The following is a 20,057-nucleotide window of genomic DNA, read 5'->3' as shown; positions in this document are numbered from 1 at the left end:
TATTCTGCTCACTTTGTCTGCTGGATGCCACTGTCTTTTACCGCCTTGAGGAAGGCCACTTTGCTGTAGGCTGTGCCGCCCTGGGCAACCGGGTCTACGATATTCACGAAGAGATTGCCGTTTTTAACGGCGTTGATGCTCTTCCAGATCGGGTTGTTTTGCAACTCCTCGAAAACCCGGGGGGTGTCTTTGTTTTCGCTCTCGGCAAATTGGACGAACAGATAATCCGGATTCATCTCGGAAAGCTTTTCAAGGGAAATGAGATGCTGCGCCTTCGCCTGCTTGACCTCCGCAGGAGCTTCCGCACCGAGGTCGGCGTAAAGGGACGGGTTGAAGAATACGGATTCCGGATAAATAAACGTGCTGCCTGCCCGGACGCGAATGGCCAAAACCTTTTTGTCTTTAAAGATCGGCCCGATTTTTTCCTTGAGCTCCTGCACTTGTTCCTTGTAGGTTTGCAGCACCTGCTTGGCCTTGTCTTGCTTTCCGGCAAGCTCTGCCAAGAGGTTCAGATTGGCTTCCCAGTCTGTCGATATATGGGAGACCGGAATGGTAGTAGCGACTTTGTTCAATTTCTCGATGGTTTCTGCCGGGAATTTGGTGCTGGCTAGAATCACATCCGGCTTCAGCTTCAAGATCGCCTCGATATCCGGCTGTGTTTTCTCCCCGATCCCTACGGTTCCTTCGGTAATCTCGGCGAACATCGGAGCGAACTTGCCTCCGGTCGTCATCGCCCCAACCGGCTTCACGCCAAGCACGAGAGCATCCTCCATTGACTCGACCGATCCGGTGATCACAATCCGGTCGGCGACAGCCGGAACCGTGTAGTCTTTCCCGAGATATTGGATTGTCCTTGATTCGGCGGTAGCGTTTGCCGGATTGGCAGCAGGCTTGCCGCCAGCTTCCTGGGCCACGGCAGGGCTTGTCGATGAACCGTTTGCCGTTGTCGCCGCCTTGTCGGCTCCGCATGCCGCAAGCGCCGCTGCCATCAGGGAAACGAACAGTACCGCACAATATTTTTTGAGCATCGTTGCTTTTCTCCTCTCCAGGAAATGCGTTTGATAATCATTCTCAACAATGAGTATAAACCAGCTCCCGCGAACGGAACATGGACTATATCCGGAAATCATTTGGACGATCTCCATGCAGCCGCATCAAAAGGTCGTCCACCATTCGGTCGCAGGCATAGGCGGAGTATTCTCGCCACGGGTCGGAGGAGATGAGATGCACCCGGTTCTTGCGGACGGCCTTCAAATCCCGCCAAACTGCGGACGATTGCAAATGGTGCCATTCCCCAAGCGATTCCGGCTCCTGGCAAACGTTGACCAAAATATGATCGGGGTCCAGATCGGCCAATTGCTCCACGGAAATGGCTTGCCGGTGTTCGTCAGGAGGCGGGCCGGGAATGACGTTCAGCATCAAATCGCGGCGGAGGACATCCATCATCCCGCGAGCCGGAGATACGTAGAAGCTTTTTTTGTAGATACTCATGGCGAGCACTTTGTCATCCTTCAGTTCCCGATGTAGCCGCTCCCTGGCGGACTTTGTCTTTTGGTCGTAGCTGCGCAGCCAGCAGTCGGCTTCATGCTCCGCCCCCAACAACTGGGCCGTCAGCTTCAGTTGATCCCGCCAGTGCATCCCCGCTCCGGGTATGTAGAGGATCTGCGCGATTTGCTCCAGCTCTTCCCGCTCCCTGGTGTGCAGGCTGTCCTTGTCGCAAACGATGATATCCGGCTTGGCATGGGCGAGCATTTCCACATTGGATTCCCAGTCCCGGTTGAACCGATAGGCGCTCAGGTGCAGCGGAATATCCGCCCGATACCGCCGATGGTAGTAATGCGTCCATTTCGGGTGGAGGGGTGCGGCGTAGGGCGTGATCTGCAGCGCGAGCAAATGTCCGAGAATGGACGGAGTATAGGCAACGATTTTCCGGCGGCGGTTTTTTATGTAAATGCTGGGGGAAACTCCTACCACTTTCTTGAACTTTCGGCTAAAGTAGAACTCGTCGCTATAGCCTACCTGGTGGGCAAGATCGCGAAGGCGAATATCGGATTGCAGCATGAGCCGTTTGGCGTTGTTGATCCTCACCTCTGTCAGGTAGTCGATGCAGCTTTTTCCGTACGTCTTTTTAAACAGGTCGACAAAGTACTTCGGACTGATGTCGGCCATGCGGGCCAACTGTTCAATCGTCAGATTCTGCTGGTAGTGAGCTTCGATATACGTCTTGATGCTGTCCAGCGTTGTTCGCGGGTCCCGCTCGGGGAGAAGCCGGATCTTTTTCAGCAGCACATACATCAGCTCCAAAAACGCCGATTGCCCGCGAAAATGTTCCAACGGTTGGTCGCTGCGAAAACAAGCGGTAACCAGATCGCACAGCAGCAAAGCCTTGGGCTCGGGGTAAACCGGCACCTCGCCCGCCAAGGGGAAGACACTAGCGGTCTTTGTGTCTTCCAAAACCGCGAATCTGACCGCATATAGCTCGACTTCCTTTTCAGACTCGGCAAACACCCCGATGGTTTGACCGGGATAAGCGAAATGAATCGCATCCGGACGCAATCGGTAATCGTGAAAATCGATCATCAAACGCCCCTCTCCGGCTTTGGAGACGAAGAGAATATGGGACTCGATGAGCTGTTGTTCCATCTTGCCGACGCGAATCAGTTCGGCGCTCTGCAGCTTCAGCCACAGGTCGTTTAAAATGTTTTGGACAGATTGTGTATGGTCAGGGGTATATTCCAAGCTGGAAACCTCCAAATTTCAATAATGATAATCATTATCACTACCTTACGTTAGCATAGACGCACTTTTATGGTCAATTGCCAGTAGACAGTTTTTGCAAACGAAAAAAATTTTTCGGATACGGTCACAAAGTGCGATCGTTGATTGTTATAGAAGGGCAAAAGGGGGTGAAAAGCTCTTGGATAAAGAGCAAATCGAGCGGCTTGTCGTGGAGATCAAGGCCTCCGGTTCGCTTGAAGGGTTCGGAATGGTCATTGAGCAATTGCAGCAGCCTATTTTCACCTACTGCTACCACATGCTCGGGCATCGGCAGGAGGCGGAGGACGCGGTTCAGGAGGTTTTCATTAAAGCCTATGAAAACCTGGAAAAGTACACGGAAGTGGTTTCCTTTTCCGCATGGGTTTACAAGATTGCCTATCATCACTGTCTTAACTTGATCAAGCGAAAGCGGATTTACCGCCTGGTTCCCTTTTTGAACAATCGGGTGCCGGCGGATGACCGAGAGGAAGGAGCAGCCCGGGTGGAACAGGGCCAGTTGAGCGCTCCCCTCCATCGGGCGTTATCGACTCTATCCCCGGAGGAACGAAATTTGATCCTTTTACGGGTAATCGAAGAAAAAGGCTATGAGGAGTTATCTGTTCTTTTCCAAGAAAAGCCGGCAACCTTGAGAAAACGATACGAGCGGGCAATGAAAAAGTGCAAAAACCAACTAATTTCGCAGAAAGGTGGGGAAATGAGTGAAGCGTTCAGACTCATTCGATGAAGTCAAACAGCTGATAACGGATACACCAGTTCCCCAGATTGATGTCAAGGATCAGGTGCTGGATCGTTTGCGCGAGCGGCAAAATAAAAAGGAGGAATTTCGAGTGAAAAAAAGAATGGGATTGATCATTGCGGCGTGTATGGTATTCAGTGTGACAACAGCGTATGGGGCGGTAAAAGTGTACGAGTTGAAAAATGAAAAAGGCGAAGTCGTATCGCAGATCACCCACACGACAGCAGAACCGGGAGAGGGTCAGCATAAAACCTACAGCCAATTGTTCAATGAAGTCCGTGAATCTGTCAAACCGGGCAATGCTGCTGCGGTCTATATCGTCCCGGACAATCCGAATAAGATCGTGAGCTTCTTCCAGATCCCGATTACCTCGACTGACCGGGCAGTAATACAGAAGGAGGCGGGAGACAAGTTTACTTTCCCGGCCGAATTGGCAGGCGGTTTCACGTTTAAAGATGGTTCGGTTCAACACGAAGTCATTCGTGACTACAACAAGGAAGACTTTTATAAAGAGGCAGAGGAAACAAAGAAGGATGTCATCGTAAAAGAACTGAAGGTGGAACCGACATTCCAGCTGATAGCAGGTACCTATTCCAATAGCAAAGGTGACGTTACGGTAAGAATCGAGAACTTTGAAAAAGTCAAGTATTCTGCCGCGGAAGCAGGCCCGGACGATACTGTGGAAAATGTAAAAGTAGGCGGCCAGGAGGCCCTTTACCAACTGACTAATCTCAAGGGAGAAAACGGAAGTGTAGTAAGGGTTGACAAGTCCATTCAATTTTACAAGGAAGATAAAAAATTGATGGTCTTTGTATCGACTTCTTCCCCGGACATTGCTAAGGAAGACTTGCTCGCCATCGCGGAAAAGCTCGTGAAATAATCTCTCCTGACCCAAAATTTTTACAAAACCAGTTCGCGATCGTGGACATCATCAAATGGCCAAACAGCGATCTGGAACAATACTGCATGGTCTATCAAAAAACATAGAAAAAAGGGGCTTTCCCTCATGTCTGAAAAGACGAGGGGAGCCCCTGTTTGCGTATCGCATAAAAAAACTGCCTCACAGGTTCGTTGAGGTAGTGGAGGGTATTGCTATAGCCAGTGATAAATTACCGATGAATGGCCTGCATCAATAGGGCGGATGCTTCTTCTGTTGCAATCCCTTTGACGAGTTCTACTTCGCTGATGAATAATTGCTGTGCCTGATCGAGCATAAGCTTGTCTCCTGTGCCGAGCACCTTTGTTCTCGAGATCCAGGTCAGATCGCGGATGACTTCGGCCTCCTCGTAAATATCCCCGCGTTTGATCTTCTCCATATTGATGCGGTGTCTCTGGGCAGCGGTGACGCTCAAGTCAGGCTCTCCCTCGTTCAGGGCGACAAAAGCAGCTTCCAGTGTATGCTCTTCTACAATCGGGCGAATGTTCAGATCGTCCATCTTGTGCAGCGGGACCATGATTTGCAGTTCTCGAAGCAACATGTCCAAAACAAAGTATGGCTGTTTTTCGCCGAGAAATTCTTTCTCAACAATGGCTTCGATCACTCCGGCTCCGTGGATCGGATAAAAAATCTTGTCGCCAATGTGAAACATAACCCCACCCCCGATCTTGTAATACATCTAGTATAACACAAATTTGATATTCGGTGAAAATAAATAATCTTACCACATGAAAATATTTTATGTCAATAATGACTTTGGGTGCTTTCCGAGCCGTTTCTATGAATTTGCCTGTGAATGCGGTAAGATGGGAGAAAATCATGCAGGAAGGGGTGACGGGTATGCTTTCATGGACAGGAGAAAGGATTATCCCCAAGCTGCTAAAGCCGACAAATGGCATGCTGCTGGAGCACATCGCCCGCTATTATTTCGCCACTCCGTACATCCGCGGAAGGGTGTTGGATTTGGCATGCGGCACTGGATATGGCTGTCATATGGTGGCCAAGGACCGAAAGCGCGAAGTCACCGAGATTGTCGGGGTGGATATTGATCCGGAAACGGTCGAGTATGCCAATCGGGAGTACAATCACCAAAAGGTTGTCTATCAGCAGGGCGATGCGCTTGACCCGCACCTGCCGGAAAAGCTCGGGATGTTTGATACGATCCTCAGTTTCGAAACGATTGAGCATGTAGCGGATGACGTTCGGTTCATGGACCAGCTTTATCGTCTGCTGAAGCCGGGCGGGACGCTTGTTTTGTCCAGTCCGTTCGGACGGGGGAGAGGCATGCCGACCAGCGAGCCTTTTCATGTCCATCAGCTGACGCCGGAAGAGTTCCAGGAGCTGTTTGTCCGTTTCTCAGATGTAGACATCTACTATCAGCGGGGTGTTACCTTTGAGAAGCCGAGAAACGGCGTTCGTTATTTTATCGGAGTGGCGGTTTGCACGAAGTGAGGATGTTGGGTTGAGCTTGTCGACAGAGCAGGTTCAAAAGAAGGCTGTAAGACAAGGAAGGATACAGACAACTGGAGGTTTTGCGAACAATGGCAGACAAAGCGAATCAACCGCTGCCAACCAGCCTGGCGGGGCAGCAGCGAAAAAACATATATCCGGGACTTGAGGTCGAGATCGTTCTCAAACAGGATCAACGCACCGGAAAGACGACGCGGGGGATCGTCAAAGATCTTCTGACCAATTCTCCGGCTCACCCGCACGGGATAAAGGTTCGCTTGCAGGATGGGCAGGTCGGCAGAGTGAAGACGATCGTGTCCTCTGAAAAACAATGACAAACGGACGCGGAGGGGCGTTCGTTTTAAAGAGAGGCCGGACGCTTCTCTTTTTTTTTGCCTGGAAGTGACAGAGAGTGTGCCATACAGAGAGCAGACTCATAGGAAAAAAGGGCCGGATCGGTTATAGTACAAGAGAGTGCATCCGTTTTCCCGGCCTTCGACAGAGGCAGAAATAAAAGCAAAAGACAAAAGAGTGACAGGAGGACAAGCCTGATGCTTTTCATCGACAATCAAAACATAACCGACCCCAGGATCAATCTGGCCATCGAAGAATACGCATTGAAATATCTCCCCGCCGATCACGACTACCTGCTTTTCTACATAAATGAACCGTCTATTATCATCGGCAAGAACCAGAATACGGCCGAAGAGATCAATGCCGACTATGTAGCCAAGAACGGCATTCACGTCGTCCGCCGCCTGTCCGGTGGAGGGGCTGTCTACCACGATCTGGGCAATCTCAATTTCAGCTTTATCACCAATGACGACGGGAACTCCTTTCACAACTACCGCAAGTTCACGGAGCCGGTCGTAAAAGCGCTGAACGAGCTGGGCGTCGAAGCTGAACTGACGGGACGCAACGACATTCAGGTAGGGGAGCGGAAAATTTCCGGCAACGCCCAGTTTTCCACCAAAGGGCGCATGTTTACGCACGGGACCCTGCTGTTTGACTCCCAGATGGAAAATGTAGCCTCAGCCTTGAATGTGAACCCGGAAAAGTTCAAATCCAAAGGGGTAAAATCGGTTCGCAGCCGCGTGGCCAACATTTCCGAGTTTTTGCGTGAGCCGATGAGCATCGAACAATTTCGGCAGCACATTCTCAACTCGATTTTTGCCGGATCACAAGTGCAGCAGTATGTACTGACTGAAGCAGACTGGAAACGCATCGACCAGATCTCGGCGGAGCGCTACCGGAACTGGGACTGGAACTACGGCAAGTCGCCGGCTTTCAACGTCAAGCGGGTGAAGCGGCTTGGCTCAGGGACCTTCGATGTCCGTCTGTACGTGGAAAAGGGATTGATCAAATCTGCCTCCGTCTATGGAGACTTCTTTGGCTTGGGCGAAACTTCGGAGTTTACGGACAAGCTGGTGGGTGTAAGGTATGACCGGGAAGCACTGGAGCAGGTGCTGGATACGTTGGATCTCGCGTATTATTTCGGGCCGGTCACCAAAAAGGAATGGCTGGAGATGGTGCTGTAGCGAGGAGGGGCGGCAATAGCCCGAGTCCTGCCGCATGGGTGCTGTATCATACTCGAAGCAAGTGAACGTCTTAAAAAAGCGGAAGGCTCTTTCCCGGCGAAACGTGTGTCGAGGAAAGAGCCTTTTTTGCTTATTGGGCACTTGGAGTTGGTCCCATGCCTTCGGACCGTGTGCCTCAGTTTCTTCCGGCCGGTCTCTCGCAGCAGTCGGTCATACCTGCATCAGCAGAGCATCCAGACGTTCTTTTTGCCGCAGGTGGTGGCGGTAGTGCATCTCTACGATGGCGAACCACTCCGTCGCATTCAAGTGGCCAAAGGCTGGATGGGGAGCCGTAAAGACGGGAGAAATGTCAGCCAACACCGGCTCCAGCTCGCGCATCTTGCTTAAAACCTGGCGCAATCCTTCTGCAAGCTGCTCCTTGCTCTCCGGCTGCGGAGGCGTATATTCCGGGGAGGCCGGGACACGAATGCGCACAGGAGGGAGGCTGCCTTGGGCAAATACCGCTTGCCCTGCTTCCGTTTTTTCTCCTGGCGTATCTCCGCCTGACAAGGACTCGCTGCCAGCTTCGCCGTTTGCGGCTTCAATCTGCTCGCTCTGCGCTTTGAAGGTATCCACGTGGCGAAGCTGCATGAACAGGGCGGCGCGGATCAAATGCATATACATTTGTCCGAGCGACCATTCGTCTTCACTTGGTTTGCGGGTGAGCTGCTCCATATCATAGCGGTCCAGTTCCCTCACGTACAGCTCCGTGATTTCCTCCATTTTTTTCAACGTCTCTTTCGTATTCATAAGCATATCAGACAGCTCCTCTCGTTTTCTCGATCTACTCTCCTTACTATACGAGAGCGCTCCTGACAGCAGTATGTCAGTAGTGTTTCAGCATGTTTTCGATTTCTTTACGCACTTGCAGCCGAAACGATTCCGGCTCGACGACCACCGCTTTGCTTCCCCAGCCGAGCACCCATGGCAGCACTTCCTCGGGCTGCCGGACCCGGAGCGTGACGAGCAGGCCGTCCGGATGGTCTTGAATAGCGTCTATATAATAGAAACGCGATTCCCTTGCCTTGTCGGAAATGTCATGTGCAATGCGGACAGTGATTGTCATAGTTCGGTCATCTGCCGGGGTATAGTCCTGCAGATTGAAATCGGGAGGCCGCACCGCTTTTTCATCCAACAGGGTAAGATCACGCATTCGCTTTACGAGAAAACGGCGGATGTCCGCCCGCAGCTCACAGTACCCGAGCAGTCCCCATGAGCCGTTTACGAATACCAAGCCATAAGGAGCGACGGTACGGAGGTTTTGGCGATTTCCATCTGCTTCAGGTAGCTTTTTCGTATAGAGAAACCGCACTTTCCTTTCCTCTTGTATTGCTTGACGGAGCAATTGCAGCATCGTCCGGGAATCGGCATCTGCTGCCGATTGGGCGGTGAGCAGTTTCATGCCGGATCGCGTCTTCTCCACTTCCCGCTGTACAGCTTGGGGCAGGATCGCTTCGATTTTTTTGCGCGAGGCTTTCGCTTTGGCGAGATAGAGCGGATCGAGCTGCTGTTCGACGAAGTCGAGTCCGAGCAGCAGGGTTACCGCTTCGTCCGCCGAAAAATGAAGCGGCGGCAAAAAGTAGCCCTCCATCAAGGAATATCCCTGCCCGGGAGCGCCGACAATCGGAACGCCAGCCTCTGACAGCGCCTGGACATCGCGGTAGATGGTTCTTACGCTTGTTTCGAAAATGGCTGCCAGATCTTCGGCACGCAATGTTCCTTTACGCTGCAATTCGAGTACGATGGCGAGCAGGCGGTCCGTCTTGTTCATCGTGTTCAGCTTCCCTCCGCAGGTGATTTTCCTTCACTGTAATCGGTTGGTCGGCGTCTGGCAACTGGGGCTCTTTTTCTTTCCAATGGGTACAGCCCGAAAGGCCGCTGATCGGGCTTTGGTGGAGGAGATGAAAAAGCAGAAAAACGCTCAAGGTTCGGTGGGACACTGCTTGAAAGATTCACTGTCCGGCTCCACTCCAAAAGCGGAACCGCGTCCAAAAGCAGCGACTCAGGGAGCTTCTCAGAGTTGGACGCTAAAAGCGTGTTCCGCACTCTTCGCTCTGCCTGGGAGGTGTCCCAAAGACCTTCGCGTTTTTCTGCTTTTTCATCTCTACAGCTTTGGGGTTCGTTCAGACATTTTTTCCGGGTAAATCAAAGAGGGAAGGATAAAGGACAGAGGAATAAGAAATGAAATCCGAGTCTGAATCAGAATTGCAACCTTATTCTTATTATGCAAGCGTCCACCTTCTTCGCCATCAGATCATATCTCAACCATCGGATAAGCCGTCATCCTTGAACACTTCAGACTCCCTTTCATCCTGAGTTTCCTACAAAATCCGTTACCTCCCTTAAGACTCCCCCAGCAAAAACCCGAAGCAAACCCCCTGCTCGTCAAAGAAGCATGTTCCCAGACGAACGCCTGTGGAGCCCTGCCCAGCTTCGCAAGCAATCGCGGGGAAACAAAGCGCAACCTATGAATAAGCTTCGAAGCTGCGCGTCGTTTTGCGCTTTCCCGCGATTGCTTGCGAAGCGGACAGTTTAGCTTCCTCGCAGGGCGGAGCCGAAGTGAGTCTGGGAACATGCTTCTTTCCCTGCAGTCCCGTTGCTTATACAGGTTTTCACGACAGCAACGGCTATCCTCATAAAGCAGGTACACACCAGGATAAAGCCAGGATAAAGCCCATTCCGAATGATAAAGCTTCGCATCGTCTATTATTTGTGCGAAAATACGAATGTTTACTTGCCCGAAGACAAGATCATATGTATAATGAGGACAATGAATATACCTGAACATCGCTCTAGCAGGTGATATCATGAGCCTACTGGACTCGAATGAGAGTAAAAAAAAGCTGAGCCATATCTACAACGAGATCTCCAAGGAATTATTCGGATTTGGCACAACGCTCTTGCGAGTGGAGATTGACAAGCAGATCATTACCTTTCAAGCCAAGCATCGCAGGTCGCCTCGTTCAGCAGCGTTGGAAGGTGAAGCCCCAACGCTCAAGCTGGAAGTCGATTTCCGGATGTCGCTTTTGTACAAAAAGAGACTCCGCGAGCGGCTGGAGGAAGAGATGGGTCTGCGCATTGAGGCAGTCTTGCGGGATTATGATGCACCGACGTTGTGGGCGATCACCAATGTGATTTTGTTGGAGTCGCCATAATCGAATACGTGAAACCGCCAGTGAACGGATTATCCCTTTTGATCTATCTTAAGAGATGACCGGAGCGTGGCTGAAACGGGCGTCACTGTTCTTTGTTTACAAAGAAAAGTGCTCTTGTTAGAAAGCAAGTTTTCTACCAAGGGTACTTTTCTTTTTCTATTTGGCAAAAAAATACAAATGGCAAGGCGGTGAGACTGCAGCGCAAGATAAACAAGCGAAATGAAGCAAAACAAAACGTAGAAAAACGCAGCCGAGCGAACCCAAACACAACTGAAGATTAGCAAACAGGACAATGATAAGCATTATTTTGTTTTTTTTTACTAAAAAACAATTAAAAAAACGAACGTATTTTGATGTTATTATATTAATGTTCGATTTTAGTGAATAACGCAATGGGTGGAGGAATATAGCGATGAAGAAAACGAAACTGTTTGGTGGCTTTCTGACCATTTCCCTGTTGTCCGCGGCTTTGGCCGGATGCGGCGGAGGAAACGGACAAGCGGAAAACGGAGCAGCAGGCGGTTCAAACAAAGGCGAACCGAAAAAGCTGGTTATCTCTACGTGGGGCTTCTCCGAGGACTTTTTCCGCAAAGAAGTGTACGAGCCGTTTGAAAAAGAACACAACGTAAAAATCGTCGTGGAAATCGGAAACAATGCGGAACGACTCAATAAAATCCGCCAGGGCAGCTCGCAAGTAGACGTCATCTACCTCTCCGACTACTATGCTCAGCAGGGCATCGATGCCGGTCTGTTTGAAAAAATCGACCGCAGCAAGATCCCGAACATTGACCAAATCTACGACATCGCCAAAGCGCCGCTGGGCGAGGACTACGGCCCAGCCTATACCATCGGCCAATTTGGCATTGCCTATAATCCGACCGTCATCAAGACCGAGGTGAAATCCTGGAAAGACCTGTGGAATCCGGAGATGGCCGGCAAACTGACACTGCCGAACATCACGTCGACCACCGGTCCAATGCTGCTGGACGCTGCTTCAATTGTAGCGGGCAGCGAAGCATTCGATGAAGACAAGGCGTTTGCCAAGGTAAAAGAAGTGAACCCGGGCGTCGTAAAATACTACGACAAAACTTCCGAATATGTGAACATGTTTAGCCAAGGCGAAATCGCAATCGGTCCGATCATGGAAATGTACTTCAAGGACATCCAGGCTGCCGTACCGGAAGCAAAATTCGTATCCCCTGAGGAAGGCGGCTACGCGGTCATGAACACCGTGAACGTCGTCAAGGGAAGCAAGAACAAAGAGCTGGCCGAAGCGTTCATCAACTGGCAGCTGAGCAAGGAAGTCCAGGAAAAATCGGCGAAAGCCAAAGTCGATTCTCCTGTAAATACGAACGTACAGCTTTCCGACGAGGAAGCAAAAGGCGTCACCTACGGTGCAGAGGTCATCGGCAAGCTGCGCAAGCTGGACATGAAGGCCGTAAACGAGCAATCCAAAGCATGGATTGACCGCTGGAACCGGGAAATCGCCCAATAGATCGCTAAGACGAAAACAAGGGTATATCACACACATATGCCCTTGTTTTTCTGTCAAAAGGACAAGTAAACGCTGGCAATTGTTCATGCCAAAGGAGGACCCTGCCGTGAAAGAAAAAGTCATCCTCGATGTCGATACCGGAATTGACGATGCCCTGGGCATCATGCTGGCAATCAAAAGCAAACGCTTCGATATTCTCGGGATCACGACGGTGAACGGAAATGTGTCGCTGGCAAAAGCGACGGAGAACACCTTGAAGGTACTGGAGTTTTTGGGCGTGGAGAAGGAAATTCCGGTGATCCGTGGAGCAGACCGTCCTGTACTCAGACCGACCTTTTTTGAACACCGGGTCCATGGAGAGGACGGGCTTGGCGGAGCGCTGCAGGACGTTTCCGTGAAGACACAAGCAGCAGTCGGCTTTGCCCCTGACTTCCTGATCGAGAACGTGCTGCGCCATGACGGAGAAATCACCTTGATCATGACGGCGCCGCTGACCAATCTCGCATTGGCGGTGCGGAAATGTCCGGAGATCGTCCGCCATGTAAAAGAAGTGATTGTGATGGGCGGCGTGGTCAAGGATTTCGGAAACGTTACCCCGACGGCGGAGTACAACATCTACGTCGACCCCGAAGCGGCCAAGATCGTCTTTCACGCCGGATTCCAAAGGCTCACACTCGTCGGTCTGGACGTGACGCGCAAAGCGTTGTTGACGGAGGAGCATATCCGCCAGCTTGGAGACACTCCTGTCGGCCAATACGTGAAGACAAGCACGGCTGATTACATGCAGCGCTACTTTGAGAGGAATGGCGTACGTGCATGTGCCCTGCACGACCCGCTCGCAGTCGGGGTCGCGCTGCAAAAAGACCTGGTAGGGACCCGGAAGCTTTTTGTGGACGTGGAGACCCGGAGCGAGCTGTGCGACGGCCAGACAGTATGCGATTTCCAAAACCGCTTGTCCAAAGCGCCGAACATGGACGTTTGCCTTGAGGTAGATTCCAAAGCGTTTCTCGACCTATTTATCCGCACGCTGCAGTCGTAGCGAAATCAGGAACAGGAGTACATGTGATGAAAAAACTGGGTTTGTATTTGTTGCTGCTGCCTGGACTGCTGTTTTTAACGCTGTTTATGGTCATTCCCATTGCAATGACGATACTGTCTACGTTTTTCCAGGAAGGAAGCTTTACGCTTGAGGGCTATCTGCACTTTCTCGCCGACCCGTACTTCCTGAAGATCTTGTGGACAACCTTGCAGGTAAGCGTGGTAACGACGATTGCATGCATTCTGCTGGGCTTCCCGGCAGCCTACTATATCTCCAAGCTCGGACCGCGGAAAAAGGGAGTTCTGCTCGCGCTGGCGATCTTCCCGCTGCTGACCAGCTCTGTCGTCCGTTCGTTCAGTTGGATGATCATCCTTGGGAAAAAGGGGCTGTTGAACAGCTCGCTGCTTTCGCTGGGGCTGATCGAAAAGCCGCTGGAAATCCTCTATACGCCGAGCGCCATGATGATCGGCCTGATTCACCTGTTTCTCCCGCTGATCATCATCACACTGGTAGGGGTCATGGAAAATATCGATCCAGACCTGCTGAAAGCGGCAGAAAGCCTGGGTGCATCCAAGTTTACGGCGTTTCGCCAGGTGATCGTTCCTTTGAGTGTGCCGGGCTTGATCATCGGCAGCATTCTGGTCTTTGTGGGCAGCCTGACCGCCTACACGACACCGGCGCTTCTCGGAGGGAAGCAGCGGGTGATCTCGACGTTCCTTTATCAAAACGCGATTACCTTGAATGACTGGCATATGGCCTCCGTGATCGCCACGATCATGATTGCAATCACCTTTATCGTGATCGGGCTGATGAACAAACTGGCTACGAAACTAAATCCGAAGGGGTAAGAGGCATGCGGGAGAAAAATCGAGGGCTCGCCCTGTTTACGTTTTTAATCTTTCTCTTTTTGCTCGGGCCGTTGCTGATTATTTCGGTTACCTCATTCGAGCCCGGCACGGTGTTGAAATTTCCGCCTCAGGGCTTCTCGCTGAGATGGTATGAAAACATTTTTGAGGTAGAAATGTTCATGGAGACATTCAAAACCTCCATGATTGTGTCGCTGGCGGGAAATTTGCTGGCTCTGGCTTTGGGCATCCCGGCCGCTTATGCGCTGAGCCGCTTTCAGTTCAAGGGGAAGTCGCTTCTAAACGGCGTCTTCATCTCTCCCGTTCTGATTCCGGGAATCGTCATGGGATTTGCCATGCTCAAATACGTCATCATCACGTACCAACTGCCGATTTACGCGGGCCTTTTGGTCGGGCACACCGTATTGATGCTCCCGTTTATCATCCGGGTTATCGCATCCAGCCTGTCCAACTTTGATTTTGCCATCGAAGAGGCCTCGCTCAGTCTGGGGGCCGGACGGCTGGAAACCTTCTTCAAAGTCGTACTCCCCAACATTCGGTCGGGGATTATCGCGGCGGTCCTGATCGCTTTTCTCGAATCGTTCAACAATGTCGACATTTCCGTGTTCATGACGGGGCCAGGGGTCAGCACACTGCCGATCCAGATGCTGACGTACGTGGAGAACTACTTCGATCCGACGATCGCCGCCATCTCGGTATTGCTCATGATCATTACGGCTATCTTCATGTTCATCATTGAACGTCTCATGGGTTTGTCCTACTTTACCAAACGATAATGGAGGCATCAATTCATGGCATTGCTCACGCTGGAAAACGTATCGGTCGCCTATGAAAATCAGAACATCCTGGACAATTTCAGTTTGAATATCGAAAAGGGCCAGCTCATTTCACTCCTTGGTCCGAGCGGCTGCGGGAAAACGACGACACTGCGGCTGATCGCCGGGTTCCTGGAGGCCAAAGCGGGACGATTCCTGTTCGACGGCAAGGATTATACCCGTGTGCCGGTAAACAAGCGCAACTTCGGCTTTGTCTTCCAGAGCTACGCGCTGTTTCCGCACCTGTCCGTGTTTGACAATGTCGCGTTTGGACTTCGGCTGCGAAAGGTCAATCAAGCCGAAATCGACCAGCGCGTCCGCCACATTCTCGATGTTGTCAGCCTGAACGGTTTTGAAAAGCGCTTCCCCAAGGAGCTTTCCGGGGGGCAAAGGCAGCGTGTGGCGATTGCCCGCGCACTGGTCATACAGCCCGATCTGCTCCTGTTTGACGAGCCGCTGAGCAATCTGGACGCCAATCTGCGGGTAAACATGCGGGTGGAAATCCGCCGCATCCAGCAGGAGCTGGGCATTACAACGGTTTATGTGTCCCATGACCAGGAGGAGTGCTTCTCCATCTCCGACCAGGTGGCGATCATGAACAAGGGGATTATCGAACAGCTTGACGATCCGGCGACTATTTTCAAGTATCCGCGGACGGAGTTCGTCGCCCGGTTCATCGGCTTCAACAACTTCATCGACTTTGGCGAAAGAACGGAGCAGGACGGGGAGATCCATTTGACTGCAGGCAGCCATACGTTCCGGGCTGCCAAAAATCCGGGTACAGCCAACCATTCCGGGAAAAAAGGGGCGATCCGTCCGGACGACCTGGTGGTCAGCGCGGAAGAACCGGCCGATTCGGTACGAAATGTGTTGAAGGGCAAGGTGAAAGTAAGCACGTTTTTGGGCAGAAGCTATCAGTATGTCGTGGAGACCGACCTGGGCGATTTTACGGTCAATCAGGAAATGGATTCCCCTTATAAAGCAGGCCAGCCGGTCTATCTGATGTTTCCCAAAGAAAAGCTGGTTTTGGTCGACTAATCGTCAGCAGACAGGAGGGGTATCCATGCAGGTTGATCTGCTCATCTTGCAGGCAAACGTATACAACAGTTATTTCAAACGGTTCACGAAAGGCAATGTCGCCGTTCTGGACGGACGGTTTCTCTATATCGGGCAGCGCGGCGCGGAAAGCTTTGAAGCCAGGGAAGTGATCGACGCAAAAGGGCGCTACATGATTCCCGGCTTGGTCGATATCCATCTGCATATTGAGAGCACGATGGTGACGCCGGAGACCTTTTCGTTTGGGCTGATTCAAAACGGAGTGACGACGATCGTTCCCGAGCCGCATGAGATGGCCAATGTGTTTGGCATCTCTGGCATCCGGGAGATGATCCGGGCAAGTCAGAACTGTATCGTCGATATGTTTTACGCGATTCCCAGCTCGGTGCCGGCGACATCGATGGAGACGACCGGAGGGGCTGTGGAGATCGAGGACATCGACGAGCTGCTTCGTTCCGAGCGGATTATTTGCCTCGGCGAAATCATGAACTACGTCGACGTGATCACCGATCCGGATTGCAAGACCAATCGCATCCTGGAGCATATCCGCAGCCATTACCCGGATCTCGTCATCGAAGGCCACTGTCCGAAGCTGCTCGATCTCGACCTGCACCGCGTCATTTTCGCCGGTGTGGATTCCGATCACACCCACCAGACATTGGAGGGGATGGAGGCCAGAATGGCAGCGGGCATGTTCATCGAGATTCAGGAAAAGTCGATGACGGAGGAAGTAATGAGCTACCTCGTCACAAACGACGTATCCGAGCTGTTTTGCTTCGTCACGGACGATGTGATGACTGATTCGCTCTACCATCGCGGACATCTTAACCACATCGTCAAAAAGGCGATCCAGATGGGGATGGAGCCGGAGAAGGCGATCTATGCCGCCACGTTTACCCCGGCGAGAAGGATGAAGCTGCTCGACCGCGGAGCCATTGCGCCAAACAAGGTAGCCGATTTCATGCTGCTGTCCGATCTGCGCGAGCTGGCGATTGATGAGGTCTACAAGAATGGGAAAAAGGTATACGACAAAAATGAAGCATATCGCCAGCAGGTAGTGCCCAATCAGTTCCCGGCCCATTTTTATCAAAGTGTGCAGCTTTCGCCACTCACCGAGGAAGACTTCAAGGTGCGCATGGATGCGGATGCGGCCGATGGACGATACACCGCCCGGGTCATGCTGGTAAAAGACGGCTCCACCTTCACCGAGGAGCATCACGCCCCGGTCGACATCCGCGGGGGAGAGCTCTGCTGGCAGGAGAGCGGCTACGGTCTGATCGCCGTATTCGAGCGCTACGGCAGGAACGGCAACCGGGGCTACGGCCTGATCGGCGGCGACACCATCAAGCGGGGAGCTGTGGCCACTACCTACTCCCACGACAATCACAATTTGCTCGTAGTTGGGCACAATCCGCAAGACATGGTGATGGCAGCCAATCAAGTCATCCGCAACCAGGGCGGCTTCTGTGTGGTCGACAACGGAGAGGTGCTGGCCAATCTGCATTTGCCTGTAGGCGGGATTTTGACCGAGGAACCGCTGGAGAAGACGGCCAAAGAAGTGGAGGAGCTGCGCAAAGCGATGCTGTCGCTCGGCTATCGACACTACAACCCGATCATGTCCATCAGCACGCATTCCTTGCCGGTCAGTCCGGCCCTCAAGCTTACGGACCTCGGATTGATCGATGTAAACCAGGGCAAGGTTGTTCCGCTGCTGGTCCAGTAAGATTGTCAATACGGAACGAGAACGAATATAAACGGTATAACAAAAAACGGCCGCTGTATAGAAGACAGGGCCGTTTTTTCATGACCAGCTTTCCTTCTTTATATAAAACAACTGGCCAGCTCGTTCCAGTTCCTTGATTTGGACAAAAAAAGAACCGGCAGCGCTCAGATTGCGCCCGGTTCCGACAGGAAGGTGTATACTGCTGCTCGATCTCAGTTTATCGATTTCTTCACATTCATTCTGCTTTGCAACTGGACAATATACTTGTCCAGGCGCTGGCTCAGCTCTATTACTTCCCTATGTGAAAATCCCTTTTCGCAAGCCAGTTCGACCAATTGCCTTCGCAGCATTTCTGTGACCTCTATTAACTCTTTATCTTCTTCCTGGAACCCCTTCTCTTTTGGCTCGATCACCCTGAATATATACTTATCTGAATGGGGTTCAAATGTACTGCTTGTGTACGCTCTCTTGCTTGCAGCTACAGCTATACCAATACCCCCTTTTTTTGTAAGAACAATTATTTTAAATATAATCTGTTATGCGAAAAATGAGGGACTGACAAAAATTGTATAAAAGAAAAAAGCATCCGATTTGGATGCTTTTATTTTCCTACCCCATGATCGTATTGGATTACTGTTGGAGGTTTTTTTATGGTGACTTCTCCAGATACTCCATTGATGCCGATCCCTAACCCCAATACCAAACATACCGACAAAATAAAGCTCTTCATACCTTCCTGCTCCTTTCGTCTACAAGGGTTTGAAATGTTTTCTTTTGCTTGTCCGATGCGTGCTGAAGATGTGTCCAAAACAACCCAATGCATCGTTTGAAATAGTCGAAGTCTTTGGATGCATCGGACAAAACAAGGCAACGTAAGGTTTCGTCCAGGCCTGTGGAGTAATCGCCTTTTTTAAACAAGTATACCACTAATTGGTACAGAAAGTGAAGATGGAGAATTTTATCAACAGCATCTTGGTACTCTTCAAAACGTTTTATGTCTTCTGAAAACCGCTCCAACACAGATTCAACGGGAAAGCCGAACTCATTCGCAGATTTCATGATCGTTACCAGGCCAGGAAGCACCTCACTTGGATGTTCAGACAGGAAATCCAAATAATCGGGCAGCACTTCTATACTTCCTGTACTCATGGACAAGGTGTACGAATTAGCCAATGCCCATAATCGCAGTTTTTCAACCTCTGCTTCAGCTTCTTCATCAAGAAGCTCGAACCAGCTCAAATCGGCATAGCCGTTCGTATAATGCTTCGATTCCTCGTACCTTCCCATATTTTTTAATGCTACCGCTTTTAACAGAAAACCTTGTCCATAGTAAACAATCAAAGGGCGTTCCGTTTTTGGCAATTCGCTGGGCCTGTTGTTTTTTCGTCGGCGAAGCTCGTCCTCATAGACGATCATTGCCAGCTCCCTTAGTTCGTCAGCGTACTTCTCAACATCTTTCCACCTTCGTAGGGTGTAACATACATTTGCTAAATGCAGGAGAGCATCCAACTGGTAATCTTCAGCTAACCGCTTGCGATAAGGCTCAAAACGAATGACAGCTTTAAAATCTTCCTCAGAGTTCGTTCCTTCCACCGCTCGGAACAGTCGATATTGGCTGATGACAAACTGATTTGAGTAGCTGTCCTTCTCGTTATCGATGACGAACTCGTAAAAAGGAACGGATTCTCTCCGTTTTCCACTCTCAAATAGCTGCTCTGCTACGGTAAATAGAATCGAAATGTTCTTAGGGTTATCCAGCAGCCGGGAAACGGCAGCATCGATACAATCTTGTCTGCCGATCTCCGCACAACGAACCAGATACGGAATCAAGCGCGGCCGTGAAATTTTCCCTTCGCCCAAACATTCTTCTGGATACAATTCGTACAACCATCCAGGAGGGTAACCAAAAGCCTCAGCCATCTTGTCGAGATGGCATATCGTTAAAGCACGCGGCGGATTGCCGTTTAAAATTTCGCTCAAACTTCCAGGGTTAATACCGGTCAATTCACTGAATTTACTTAGTGTATAGCCATTTTCCTTTAAGTTTTTTTCGATTTCTGACCGCAACGACCGTTTCAATGTCTCTTGCAGCCTCATGAGAAAATACCCCCTACTCCCCAATGGACAGATACTAGGTCCCCTCGCTCCGGTATGGAAAATCTCAATTTTCTAATATCCTTTATATTAACACACTACCCATAAAAAGGTAAAAATTTAAGCTGCAAAAAAAGTGTTAGGCAGCAAGCGATACTTTGGTATATATTGGTGAAGCAAGCCTTTTTACTTACATGGAAAAAATTTCAATAGGGTAAAAGCTCTGGAATTATTGAAGGGCTTGCCATCAGGCGATAAGTCTACGTACTCATAAATTGGGTCTATTTTTTAACAGGAGTAAGACGATCGTTTCGCTGAGGGGAAAGTCATGTTTTCG

The 20,057-nt window shown here is 50.8% G+C and carries 19 protein-coding genes; 12 read left to right on the top strand and 7 right to left on the bottom strand.

The annotated features are described in order from the left end of the window. Window positions 1–8 precede the first annotated feature (8 nt). Window positions 9–1,028, bottom strand: a complete 1,020-nt coding sequence (locus NST37_RS24145; protein WP_003388680.1) for an ABC transporter substrate-binding protein — start codon at window positions 1,026–1,028, stop codon at window positions 9–11. Window positions 1,029–1,113: 85 nt separating this feature from the next. Then, window positions 1,114–2,739, bottom strand: coding sequence for an AraC family transcriptional regulator (locus NST37_RS24140; RefSeq protein WP_339185962.1), 1,626 nt, complete (start codon window positions 2,737–2,739; stop codon window positions 1,114–1,116). A gap of 178 nt (window positions 2,740–2,917) precedes the next feature. Between NST37_RS24140 and NST37_RS24135 the strand changes: the two genes are divergently transcribed. Together NST37_RS24135 and NST37_RS24130 are read left to right on the top strand one after the other, a co-directional pair. Next, entirely contained in the window at window positions 2,918–3,502 is a 585-nt protein-coding gene (locus NST37_RS24135) for an RNA polymerase sigma factor (protein ID WP_122958014.1), read from the top strand. Beyond that, entirely contained in the window at window positions 3,477–4,394 is a 918-nt protein-coding gene (locus NST37_RS24130) for a hypothetical protein (protein WP_003388676.1), read from the top strand. The genes NST37_RS24135 and NST37_RS24130 overlap by 26 nt, the downstream gene beginning before the upstream one ends. A gap of 229 nt (window positions 4,395–4,623) precedes the next feature. Here NST37_RS24130 and NST37_RS24125 read toward each other — a convergent pair whose 3' ends face one another. Next, complete coding sequence (locus tag NST37_RS24125; protein ID WP_003388675.1) at window positions 4,624–5,103, bottom strand: CarD family transcriptional regulator; 480 nt, start codon at window positions 5,101–5,103, stop codon at window positions 4,624–4,626. 188 nt (window positions 5,104–5,291) lie between these two features. Here NST37_RS24125 and NST37_RS24120 point away from each other — a divergent pair, with 188 nt between their 5' ends. The 3 genes from NST37_RS24120 (at window position 5,292) to NST37_RS24110 (ending at window position 7,438) form a co-directional block, all read left to right on the top strand. Next, complete coding sequence (locus NST37_RS24120) at window positions 5,292–5,903, top strand: class I SAM-dependent methyltransferase (protein ID WP_024983015.1); 612 nt, start codon at window positions 5,292–5,294, stop codon at window positions 5,901–5,903. A gap of 125 nt (window positions 5,904–6,028) precedes the next feature. After that, the gene (locus NST37_RS24115) at window positions 6,029–6,235 is read left to right on the top strand and encodes a YwbE family protein (protein ID WP_024983014.1); all 207 of its coding nucleotides are present in this window, start codon (window positions 6,029–6,031) and stop codon (window positions 6,233–6,235) included. Window positions 6,236–6,451: 216 nt separating this feature from the next. Then, window positions 6,452–7,438: a lipoate--protein ligase gene (locus NST37_RS24110; protein ID WP_338463130.1), complete on the top strand. Its 987-nt coding sequence runs from the start codon at window positions 6,452–6,454 to the stop codon at window positions 7,436–7,438. Window positions 7,439–7,648: 210 nt separating this feature from the next. On the opposite strand, the gene NST37_RS24105 is transcribed toward NST37_RS24110, so the two are convergent. Next, window positions 7,649–8,227, bottom strand: a complete 579-nt coding sequence (locus tag NST37_RS24105) for a DinB family protein (RefSeq protein WP_122958018.1) — start codon at window positions 8,225–8,227, stop codon at window positions 7,649–7,651. A 76-nt stretch (window positions 8,228–8,303) separates the two neighbouring features. Next, the gene (locus NST37_RS24100; protein ID WP_339185960.1) at window positions 8,304–9,248 is read right to left on the bottom strand and encodes a YafY family protein; all 945 of its coding nucleotides are present in this window, start codon (window positions 9,246–9,248) and stop codon (window positions 8,304–8,306) included. Between the two features lie 1,036 nt (window positions 9,249–10,284). Here NST37_RS24100 and NST37_RS24095 point away from each other — a divergent pair. From NST37_RS24095 to NST37_RS24065, 7 genes are all read left to right on the top strand, one after another. After that, entirely contained in the window at window positions 10,285–10,632 is a 348-nt protein-coding gene (locus NST37_RS24095; protein ID WP_003388668.1) for a hypothetical protein, read from the top strand. 412 nt (window positions 10,633–11,044) lie between these two features. After that, entirely contained in the window at window positions 11,045–12,127 is a 1,083-nt protein-coding gene (locus NST37_RS24090) for an ABC transporter substrate-binding protein (protein ID WP_003388667.1), read from the top strand. 106 nt (window positions 12,128–12,233) lie between these two features. Further along, window positions 12,234–13,166 (top strand): nucleoside hydrolase, encoded by a 933-nt coding sequence (locus tag NST37_RS24085; protein WP_227278293.1) that lies wholly within the window; start codon window positions 12,234–12,236, stop codon window positions 13,164–13,166. Window positions 13,167–13,192: 26 nt separating this feature from the next. After that, entirely contained in the window at window positions 13,193–14,014 is an 822-nt protein-coding gene (locus NST37_RS24080; RefSeq protein ID WP_003388663.1) for an ABC transporter permease, read from the top strand. A 5-nt stretch (window positions 14,015–14,019) separates the two neighbouring features. After that, window positions 14,020–14,808, top strand: a complete 789-nt coding sequence (locus NST37_RS24075) for an ABC transporter permease (protein ID WP_003388662.1) — start codon at window positions 14,020–14,022, stop codon at window positions 14,806–14,808. A 15-nt stretch (window positions 14,809–14,823) separates the two neighbouring features. Further along, entirely contained in the window at window positions 14,824–15,885 is a 1,062-nt protein-coding gene (locus NST37_RS24070) for an ABC transporter ATP-binding protein (RefSeq protein ID WP_024983008.1), read from the top strand. Window positions 15,886–15,910: 25 nt separating this feature from the next. Further along, window positions 15,911–17,626, top strand: coding sequence for an adenine deaminase C-terminal domain-containing protein (locus NST37_RS24065; RefSeq protein ID WP_003388660.1), 1,716 nt, complete (start codon window positions 15,911–15,913; stop codon window positions 17,624–17,626). Between the two features lie 212 nt (window positions 17,627–17,838). Here NST37_RS24065 and NST37_RS24060 read toward each other — a convergent pair whose 3' ends face one another. Continuing rightward, complete coding sequence (locus tag NST37_RS24060; RefSeq protein WP_122958019.1) at window positions 17,839–17,976, bottom strand: aspartyl-phosphate phosphatase Spo0E family protein; 138 nt, start codon at window positions 17,974–17,976, stop codon at window positions 17,839–17,841. Window positions 17,977–18,352: 376 nt separating this feature from the next. Continuing rightward, window positions 18,353–19,723, bottom strand: coding sequence for a helix-turn-helix transcriptional regulator (locus tag NST37_RS24055; protein ID WP_003388658.1), 1,371 nt, complete (start codon window positions 19,721–19,723; stop codon window positions 18,353–18,355). Between the last annotated feature and the right edge of the window lie 334 nt (window positions 19,724–20,057).

The organism is Brevibacillus sp. FSL K6-6036 (genome assembly GCF_037964015.1).
Taxonomy (GTDB): domain Bacteria; phylum Bacillota; class Bacilli; order Brevibacillales; family Brevibacillaceae; genus Brevibacillus; species Brevibacillus borstelensis.
Note: the sequence above shows the minus strand (reverse complement) of the source record. Positions and strands in the feature narration are given on the sequence as shown.